Raw genomic sequence first — 9,824 nt, forward strand, 5'->3', positions numbered from 1 at the left:
CTCCCTCTGCATAATAAATATGGGGTTACAACGATACTGTTAACTTGTTCCTACTAAAATAGGAATTCTTTCTTTGTATCTTGCAATTAATCTGTTGTTATGTTCATCCGCCCCTTCCATATTGCCACTTAAAAAGATCGGTGGTTCCAAACCATTTTCCGCCATTAAGACAATAGCTTCAGCAAAAATAGCATTTAAAATCACGCTTCCTACAACAGTAGAGGTAGGAGAAAACGGAACGGAAATACTTTCGTGGGATAAAATTGCGTCACCTTTCACCGAATAATTATTAATAACAAGATCCACTACCTCGTATAACAATTTACCACTTTTATGCCGTGAGGGCTGGCTTTTTGAATATTCCAAAGATGTAATGGCGATTGTATAAGTTCCCTTCTCTTTAGCCGTCAGCGCAACGTCAATCGGAACTGGATTGCGCCCCGATGTGGACAAAACAAAAAACACATCTTCAGGACGGATATCCTCATGATCTATAAAATTTTGTGCGAAATCATTCATTCTCTCCAACATTGACGAACGGACCGCCCCTTCATGAAGCATAAGGGGCTCAAAAAATATTGGTTTAATTGGTACAAGCCCTCCAGCACGATAAAACACTTCTTCCGTTAAAATGTGGGAGTGACCACATCCGAACAGTTGAATAATTCCACCTTTCTGAATGGCTTCACTTACTACATAAGCAGCTTTTTTGAGATTGTCCTTTTCATGTTTTAAAACGAGTTCCAAACGTTCGTTGACCTTTTGAAAATAATGTTCGATCACGAGCCGATCACTCCTTTTAGTTGTCGAAAAATTTCTTTGACTCTGCTTGGATTCGATTCTCCCTTACCTTGTAATACGTCTCCAAATACGTGCGGCATAAATAATTCAATATTTATTTTTCTTATCTCTTTGTATAAAACAGGCAGATGGTGAACTTTAATACCGCCCGCCGGCTCAATAGCTCTTATTCCTCTTTTGGCTGCTTCTTTGGCAATGAAAAGAAGTTCTTCTAGATGATCGAGCCCTTTCATTGGCATGACTTTTATGGATTCCACTCCACAAGCAGCAACCAATTCTAATAATGGCTCTACTCTTATCTTTTTTCCTGTTAGCATTTTTGCAAAACCGACCTCCCCAGATGGAGAGATAAGAGCAGTAACAATAGGAAAACATTGATTTGCTGCTACAAATCCCTTGGCAAAAAGGGCTCTTTCCAATGGCTGATTGATATGTTCCGGATTGCTCCTAACGGCTATATCAACAACTCGTTTCCACTCATCAAACTTTCCGCCACCACCAAGACCGATACTGACCACTGGCGATGATTGTTTAATACTTTCAACCGTCCCAACGGCTTCCTCAATGGTGGCAAAATCCGCCGCTGCAATTCCTGGCACACAAAAGCCATCCGATGCCTCCAAAAGATCGGCGGCGTTTTTTCCATCCTTCGCTAAAACGTTGAGCAGCAACTGATCTTGAAACCGCTTTATATTAAATAGCTTCATTTTGTGCTCTCCTTAACATATATGCCATTTTGTCCAAAGCTGTTTCCACAATTATTTTTCCTTTTTCTTTTGTTGCTTTTGTTGCATCCCCTAACACCGCTGTTTGAGTAAATGACTTCCATGGCGTTGGACTCACGTCCGCTTCCTCATCTATATTCGGAATATCACAAATGGCTTTACTCATGTCCACATATTCTTCAGCTAAATAAAGCATAATCGATGTTTCAATTTCGCAAGCATGGAAATAGACGGAATGAATCGCCTCCGTTTCCCGTATTTCATTAACGACTTTGTTCATACCGGGATAGAAAAAATAAAAGGTTTTAAAATTTGGAAATTGATCATATAATATTCTTGCTGCTTCTTTTAACGCTGTTTGATTGCCAAGATGACCGTTGACCATTGCCCAAATCCGAAATCCTTGTTTATATAAACTCGTTCCAATTTCCACTAATAAACGGATCAACGTCTCATTGGAAATAGATATACTACCGGGAAAATCGCGTAAACTCCATACCTGTCCATATGGAATGACAGGGAGAACAAAACCTTCAACCTTTTCTGCCAACCGACAGGCAAGACGTTCTGCCAAAATGGTATCGGTACATAACGGAAGGTGTGGACCATGGGCTTCTACTGCGCCTATAGGCATGATGGCGATGCTTGATTTCGTAATTTTGTTGCTTATCTCGAATGAATTTTCTAAAGCGAAGTTCATCAATTTCACCTACTTTTTAAATGTAAGGCAACGAGAAGGGTTTTCTACAAAAAATAGATAAATTAGTTTTTCACCATCAAAACCTGCACGATTTGCTTCATCGATAAATCGTGGAACCCATTTAGAAATGATATACTCTAAACCAAGTCCGTAATCATAATGTTTGTAATATGATTTTCTCGCCGTATCTCCACTCACTAGTATTTGTTTTTCGTATCCTTTGCGGACAAGTTCCAAAATACAATGGATTCTTGTACTTTCAGGAGCATACTTTATCTTTCCAATGCCATCAAAACAAAGGTAAGCACCAGTTTTAGCTATTTGTTCATGGTAATAAGGATCAGGATTTCGATCCATATGACCGAAGCTTACATTAGACAAATCAACTCCTTCACTTCGCAAAATTTCGATTTGTTCAAGGGCCATCGTACCTGCTTCCGTATGGGAATGAATCGGTGCTTTTGTTTCATGATGTGCTCTGGCGACGGCACGTATTGTTTTTTCTTCTAAAGGAGTAATTCGGTTGTAACCTGTTCCGAATTTTATTTGTCCACCTTTATAAGATGTTCCTTCAAGCCCTGCCTCTACTTCTTGGATGACAAATTCCGCCAGTTCATTTACAGTTGCTGTTTCAATCCACTCATAGTAGGTAGTATAAGGACCAACTATTTTTTGTATTTTTTCTTCCAGTTTAGCCCCCCATAAAAAGCTTTTATTAAAACCGGCTGTCCCAATGATATGGATTTTTGCTTTTCTTGCAATATCTGCAACAGCTTCTACATCTCTTCCATAATCTACTGCAGTAGCATCCACAATCGCATTGCCGCCATGTTTAACAAAGTCTAGAACGTCTTTCAATGATTTTTCCTTATCATCCAGCAATAAATCGTCTTCTCCTTTTTCTTTCCAATATGGCGGGCGGCAAACAATGTGCTCATGGGAATAAGTAAATCCTAACTGTTCAGGATCAATATCTCCATGCAATGTACGAATAAAACTCATTTTTCAACACCTCCAGCACAAAACCCTATTACGGCGGATAAAACTATATAGATGCAATTTGAAGCTTTCACATTTGTAACTTTTATAGAGCTATTGGATCCGACTGTCGGGCGACCGAACAACGCTGCTTCCGGGTGGTCGGGTCGTTCGGTCTTCCGCCACGCCAAGGCGTGACGAAGGCAAGCCAAAGACTTGCCTTCGATAGTCGAAAATCGAGATCGTCAGTCATCGTACTAAACGTGCGAATCTCTTTTCCTTCAGGGGTAAGGGCGCAAGCCGTGATCGATTGCTTATGCACATCCAATCCACAGCAGCGTTCATACAAGACGCGCATCCGTCTCCCTCCCTGCTTCGTCCTCAAACACAGCTGGTGCAGCAGCCTTTGTTCAAGCATTCTATCCTGTGTGCTTCCCTCAAGGGAGCGACATTCCGTCGTGCACCAGACTGCTGGGGTCCGCCTATATATCGGACTTTTCCCTACCATTAATGCAACGACCTCATGACCCCAGCTGCAAGGAGACCATTTGACAGAAGGTTGTTTTCATCCTTCCGCTCGTGACGAATTTTTTCGTCATGAGAGTCTATATAGATTCCGTCACGTTGAACGGTTTGTTGCCCAGCCCGCCTTCTTTAGCAAAATCTAGAAGAATAATTGGGCAAGTATTTTAATAATAGGCCCGAGAATAAACATATCCGAGTCAGCTGCCCACATAGCGGTGTCAGGGATTGTACTCGATATTAAAAACTTCACCATGATGTACTGCCCCCATGCCACCACTGTTGCGGTCATAAATCCGCCTAACAAGGCGCCTCTTACACCACCAGTCGCATTGCCAAAAACTCCTGCTGTCGCGGCATGGAAGAATAGAACGATCATCGTTGGTACAAATACGTAACCAACAGTATTTCCGATAATAACAAGCCAAATTAATGCTCCTGCGAACGCACCTAAAAATCCTAATATTACCGCGTTTGGAGCATAAGGGAAAACAATCGGACAATCGAGAGCCGGCTTCGCTCCTGGCACAAGCTTGGTCGCAATACCGTTAAAAGCCGGAACAATTTCGCCAATAAACATCCGAACTCCCATTAGTACAACAGCAATTCCCGCGGCAAACGTAAAGGATTGAACGATCGAATAGATAATAAAGTTTTGATTTCCTGCTTTCTTTATTAATTCCTCCGCTCCTGGAGTTCCTTTTAGAGAAACAATGATTGCACCTACTAAAAATAACGTTCCCATCGTTAGTGCAGTAATGACATTAGAATCCCTTAAAAACTCCAACCCTTTTGGAAGTTTGATCTTTTCTGAATCATTCTCTTTATTACCAAGTACTTTACCGGCCAGTGCCCCAATCAACGCAACAGATGCAGATGTATGCCCTAAAGCAATATTATCGTTGCCCGTAATTTTCCGCATAAATGGTTGTGTAAGCGCTGGCTGTAATGTCCAATAGAGACCCATAATAATAGATAGAAAGATAACAAGTTTCCAAAATGACACATCTCCAACTGTATGAATAACAATACCGGCAAAAACGGTCGTTGTCCAAAACATCATATGTCCAGTCAGATAAATGTATTTGAATTTGGTCAATCTGGCTAGCAAGACGTTAATTAAAAACCCTATTGTCATGGCTAAAGTTACCGCACTTCCGTATTTCGCGTTAAATCCTTCCTGCCCTATAAACTTACCTAACGATTCCGACTTTAAATTAAATACTTCTTTCCACATAGGTTCAAAAACGGTCAAAGAATCTACTATAACGCCAGCACCAGCGCCAATAATTAGAAACCCGATGACAGCCTTAAATGTGCCGCTGATAATTTGATTGGTTTTTTTCTTCTGTAATAGCAAACCAATAAATACAATGAAACCTAGCAATATAGCCGGCGTTCCAAACACATTGGCAGCAATCCACTTAATGATTTCCATTGGCCATCTCTCCTAATATGAAGATTATTATTTTAAATTCTCCTCTAAGGCATTTTTAATTTCCACTCGATCAAAATAGTTATTCACAATAATGATCTTCGCGTTTACACCAGCTAAAGAATCAGCCAATTCCTTGTTGGTCACGATAAAATCTACATCCATGCTTGATGCAGTAGATACATCCGTATGTTCTACATCTGCCGCAATTCCTAGTTCAGACAAAACTTGTTCCACATTCATTCTTAAAATTAAACTCGTTCCCTGTCCTAGACCACAAACACATAATAACTTCATGCTCCCACTCCTCTAATAAAATTTTCAATTTCCTCATATGTCTTTGCGTGGATCATCTTTTCGATTGTCTCTTTATTTCCTAACAATACCATTAACTTTTTTAAAATTTCCAAGTGTTCATCATTATTAGAAGCTCCAAGAGCTAACACAAGCTTGACAGGATCGTTTGGTTTGTTTCCGAATTCGATCGGTTCTGCCAACTGTACAAGCGATACTGACGCTTCTTTCACTCCATCTTCCGGTCTTGCATGCGGCAAAGCTACTTGCGGTGCTAAAACAAAATATGGTCCATTATTTTTATACGATTCCACCATCGCCTCTATATAAGAATGATCGACATGATTTTGATCAGCAAGTAATTGTCCCGCTTTCCTAATAGCTTCTTCAGGTGTATTAGCTTTTACATTCAATGCTACTAGGTTTGGTTCTAAAAACTTCATGACTAATCTCCTTTTTGTTATCCTCGCTCATTTTCTTTTTTAAATACGACCATATTTCTTCAGGCGTATAACATCGAATTAACTCTTGGACAAATTCAGATGACTGAAAGCACTCCGACAATGTTGATAATGCATGAAGATGAATTTCTGGATCTACTGATGCCAAAACAAAGATTAATTGAACATCATGTTCTTTTTTTTCCGAAAAAGAAACCGGATCTTTCAGCACCAACAAACTAATCCCTGGCTTTTTCACCCCTTCGTCCGGCTTTCCGTGAGGAAGTGCTACTTTCGGCGCGATGATGATGTACGGTCCCAAATTTTTAATATGATTGATCATCCCAACAACATATTGCTGCGTTATTCTACCGGTTTGTAAAAGCGGTTTAGAGGCGAGCTCTATTGCATGCTCCCAACTTTCCACTTTCGTAGCAATTTGAATATATTCTAGTGAAAGCAGATCAAGTAAGCCCGGTTTTCTCGTCCAATTTTTTGGAATAGAAGGCTTATAAAAGTATTCCTTTAATGCGGTCATTAGTGCTTGTTCATCTTTTATATCAGCGTATTGCTTAATGATTCCCAAAATCGCTTCTGGGGAATATTTTGTATTCTGTGATGCGCTTTCGCCAAATAAAGCATGAACCTTTTTTAATAGCGTTTCTTTTTCTTGATCCGTTAAAATCGGATTAACGACGAATACAGGGTGCTTTTTCTTAGAAACCGGAATAGTCGAAACAGCAAAATCAATGTCATGAAAATCCCTTTGCTCGTAATCTCTTACAGAAATGGTTTCCACAAAGTCAACGGTTGAAAATAATCCTTCCAACTGTTTTCGTAAAATGGTTGAAGTACCGATGCCGCTCGCGCAAATAAGAATGGCGCGTTTCCGTTCTTTTGGCTGAATTCCTTCTTTACGCAACCATCCTCCAAAATGTATGGCAATTAACGCTACCTCCTCATCGCTAACTTTCTTGCCGATAGCGTTTTCAAAATGATGAATCACCTTTTTTGTAATTAAGAAAAGATCTTTATATTTTGTCTTAATTAACTCAATCATCGGATTTTCCACTTGTAAGCCATATTTAATTCTGTAATAGGCAGGCTTTAAATGTAAAAGCAAGTTTTCTTCAACTGCTTTCCTGTTTGGAAACGTAATACATGTAAAAGCTTGAAATTCTGCAACCATTTTTTGCACAATATTTTGTAGATTCTTATAATCATCATGACTTTGCAGAGAATTTCCAGAATATTGGACTTTGCTGCTTAATAAATGAGTAGCCAAATAGTAAACTTCATCATCTGGAATAGAAGTTTGAAAGATGGATTCCAACTTGCTTCTTGCTGTTTGTGCTGCTTCAAATTCTTTCGTTTGCTGGATCACTTCCTTTTCCACCGGATCAAAGTCGATTTTTTTACCTTGGACGATTCGCTTTCCAAATAACCAAAAGCGTAGAGCCAAGTGGTACAAAACATCATCTGCAAACTGTATATTTAAATTCTTTTCACATTCATTTAAGACATCGAGTATATTTCTTAGCTCACTTAAAACTGTAGTTGACTCATCCTCATCATGGATCAACAGGCGTTTTAAATTAGCTAAAACCGTTTGCCAATTTTGCTGGTGTGGAATAACAAGGGATAAGTAATATACGATCGCTCTTCGTTTATCTTCTTCCTTTCCCTTTATTACATAGCCAGTGTAGCGGGTAAAACAAAGGGTTAATTGGAAACTGTTCAACTGTGCACGCAATTTCTTTAAATCTTTAATGGTCGTATTTCTACTCACTTTTGTTTTTTCTGATAAATCTTTCAGGAAATGTGGTGGTTCCTCTACTAATAAATGGATTGCAAGCCGCGCCAACCTTTCTTTCTTAGAATATGCGTAATTCCATGCCTCTGAATTTTTTAATTTTTCGAGAATAGCTTGTTTCGTCCGTTCTGTTATATAAAAGCCTGAAGTCCGAACATATTTCACTTCATCAAGATGGTTGATCTTTAACCAATAGTTAATCTTTTCTATATCGTAATAAACCGTTCGTCTGGATATATTAAACTTTTTGATCAACTCCTTTACTGATAGATAACCATCGCGCCTTACCAACTCTTGTAATATCGCAGTACTGCGTTCATCAAGCGACATCGCCAGACCCCCTGCACAATTGTGCAAAATCGGATTGGTCTTAAAAATATTTAGCAATTGCTTAATTTCATTTTATTAGAAAGCACTCTCAATTATAAGGCCAAATTTCCCACACTATGTTTGTGCAAAACTGTACGAAAAGTACCCTAATCCCAATTTTCATTATTCTGTATCTAACTATATACATGCTCATTGAAAAGTTAACATGCAACGCATAAGCGGTGCCCACTCCGGTTATACTGCCCCTAATGAAAACCATGGAAAAGAGCGGAATCATCCATGAAACGTCTCAGAAACGTCTAACCATCACCAACGATCACGGATGGATACCACAGACACTTCGCAAGCAGGAACGGAAAATCAAAAACGCGGAAAGAGATGTTCACCGAGTGGGAGGCCAAACCCTAGGTTGTCGAGTTATTCCCGATACCGGGCGTACTTGCCAGAAGCGATCCAAACATATTTGACTGGACCCCATCCTCAGGCGGCTTCCTGCCTGAAAGGGCTACGAACGCTCTTGGATCGGCACACCCTTTATGAGATTGCCCAGTGGCTTGACGAGAACCAGCGATGAGACTTGGCTCCTCATGAAATCGGGGTGTTAATGGAAGCCAGGCAACCCCATTATTCGGCCAAGCGGGAAAGCAACCTATCCCCCTTCCGTTCTCGTTAATCATGAAACGGACTCAACGGTGTATGATCAACGTCTTCATCCCGTACGGAAAGGGGGGGCGAGGGATTATATTATTGATTGTTCGTATCGTTTCCCGAATTCCAAAGCAAAAAGCAATAGCCTCGACCATTCAAACGCCACGGTTTCGATCTCTGTCAATCTTTAAGCACATTCGAATCAGCCGTCTCGCTGTCCCCCATTGTTTACAGAATCCTAACCATTTAAGCCCTTTTCAAAAGACTCGAAAGGTATTCGCATAAGCACTTCTTTACGTTTTTCATATATATTAAAAACACCCCTCATCTAAGGAGGTGTAAGCTCGTTGATCACCATCAGCCTTTGTATGATTGTCAAAAATGAAGAAGATGTCCTTGCCCGATGCTTAGATTGCGTTCAAAATCTAGTCGACGAGATCATTATTGTTGATACAGGATCCACTGATCGAACAAAAGAAATTGCTCGACGTTATACCACACGAATCATTGACTTTCCTTGGAATGATGATTTTTCCGCAGCAAGAAACTTCTCGTTTTCCCATGCTACAATGGATTATATTTTTTGGTTAGACGCCGATGATGTGTTATGGAAAGAAGACCAAGAAAAATTCCTCACGTTGAAGCATACCCTTCCTTCTGATGTCGATTCGGTGACCATGGTCTACAGCCTTGCGCGGGATGAACATGGAACAACCATCTCCACCGTCCGTCGCAATCGTCTGGTCAAGCGCTCCAATCATTTCAAATGGCATGGTATGGTTCATGAATACTTGGAAGTATGGGGAACGATTCTCAACAGTGACATCACCGTGATCCATAACCCGGTCCATCATCATTCCGATCGAAACTTAAACATTTACGAGAAGCAGTTAGCTCAAGGCAAAGAATTTTCACCTAGAGATTTGTTTTACTTTGCAAATGAATTATTTGACCATCAACAATACGAATGGGCCATTCAATATTATGAACAATTTTTACAAACGAAAAAAGGCTGGGTGGAAGATTTCATTGCGGCCTGTGGAAAGCTAGCCGACTGTTTTTATGCGCTTGGCAATTAGGAACAAGTGTTCGATATGTATACCAGCCATTTGAATACGATTCTCCCCGCGCTGAATTT

8 protein-coding genes and 2 pseudogenes are annotated in these 9,824 nt (G+C 40.1%); 1 reads left to right on the forward strand and 9 read right to left on the reverse strand.

The features are described from left to right. Positions 1-39: 39 nt before the first annotated feature. The 9 genes and pseudogenes from BRO54_RS04285 to BRO54_RS04325 form a co-directional block, all read right to left on the reverse strand. Complete coding sequence (locus BRO54_RS04285) at positions 40-783, reverse strand: SIS domain-containing protein (RefSeq protein WP_013524043.1); 744 nt, start codon at positions 781-783, stop codon at positions 40-42. Further along, a complete protein-coding gene (locus BRO54_RS04290) occupies positions 780-1,508 on the reverse strand; it encodes a KDGP aldolase (protein ID WP_062898719.1) in 729 nt (242 codons plus the stop codon). Before BRO54_RS04290 ends, BRO54_RS04285 begins: the two co-directional genes overlap by 4 nt. After that, entirely contained in the window at positions 1,495-2,226 is a 732-nt protein-coding gene (locus BRO54_RS04295) for a creatininase family protein (RefSeq protein ID WP_013524045.1), read from the reverse strand. The genes BRO54_RS04290 and BRO54_RS04295 overlap by 14 nt, the downstream gene beginning before the upstream one ends. Before the next feature lie 9 nt (positions 2,227-2,235). Further along, positions 2,236-3,228 carry a phosphotriesterase family protein gene (locus BRO54_RS04300; protein ID WP_013524046.1) on the reverse strand — a complete coding sequence of 331 codons (993 nt, stop codon included), beginning with the start codon at positions 3,226-3,228 and terminating at the stop codon, positions 2,236-2,238. A gap of 214 nt (positions 3,229-3,442) precedes the next feature. Further along, a pseudogene (locus BRO54_RS20405) lies at positions 3,443-3,562 on the reverse strand (IS110 family transposase); the annotation flags it as partial. A gap of 306 nt (positions 3,563-3,868) precedes the next feature. Then, a complete protein-coding gene (locus BRO54_RS04310) occupies positions 3,869-5,164 on the reverse strand; it encodes a PTS ascorbate transporter subunit IIC (protein WP_062898720.1) in 1,296 nt (431 codons plus the stop codon). Positions 5,165-5,191: 27 nt separating this feature from the next. Beyond that, positions 5,192-5,458, reverse strand: coding sequence for a PTS sugar transporter subunit IIB (locus tag BRO54_RS04315; protein WP_062898721.1), 267 nt, complete (start codon positions 5,456-5,458; stop codon positions 5,192-5,194). After that, a complete protein-coding gene (locus tag BRO54_RS04320) occupies positions 5,455-5,898 on the reverse strand; it encodes a PTS sugar transporter subunit IIA (protein WP_062898722.1) in 444 nt (147 codons plus the stop codon). The genes BRO54_RS04315 and BRO54_RS04320 overlap by 4 nt, the downstream gene beginning before the upstream one ends. Further along, positions 5,852-8,038 carry a BglG family transcription antiterminator gene (locus BRO54_RS04325; protein WP_074043214.1) on the reverse strand — a complete coding sequence of 729 codons (2,187 nt, stop codon included), beginning with the start codon at positions 8,036-8,038 and terminating at the stop codon, positions 5,852-5,854. The genes BRO54_RS04320 and BRO54_RS04325 overlap by 47 nt, the downstream gene beginning before the upstream one ends. A 995-nt stretch (positions 8,039-9,033) precedes the next feature. Between BRO54_RS04325 and BRO54_RS04335 the strand changes: the two are divergent. Then, positions 9,034-9,824, forward strand: a pseudogene (locus BRO54_RS04335) (glycosyltransferase family 2 protein); the annotation flags it as partial.

It is taken from the genome of Geobacillus proteiniphilus (assembly GCF_001908025.1).
GTDB classification, from domain to species: Bacteria; Bacillota; Bacilli; order Bacillales; family Anoxybacillaceae; genus Geobacillus; species Geobacillus proteiniphilus.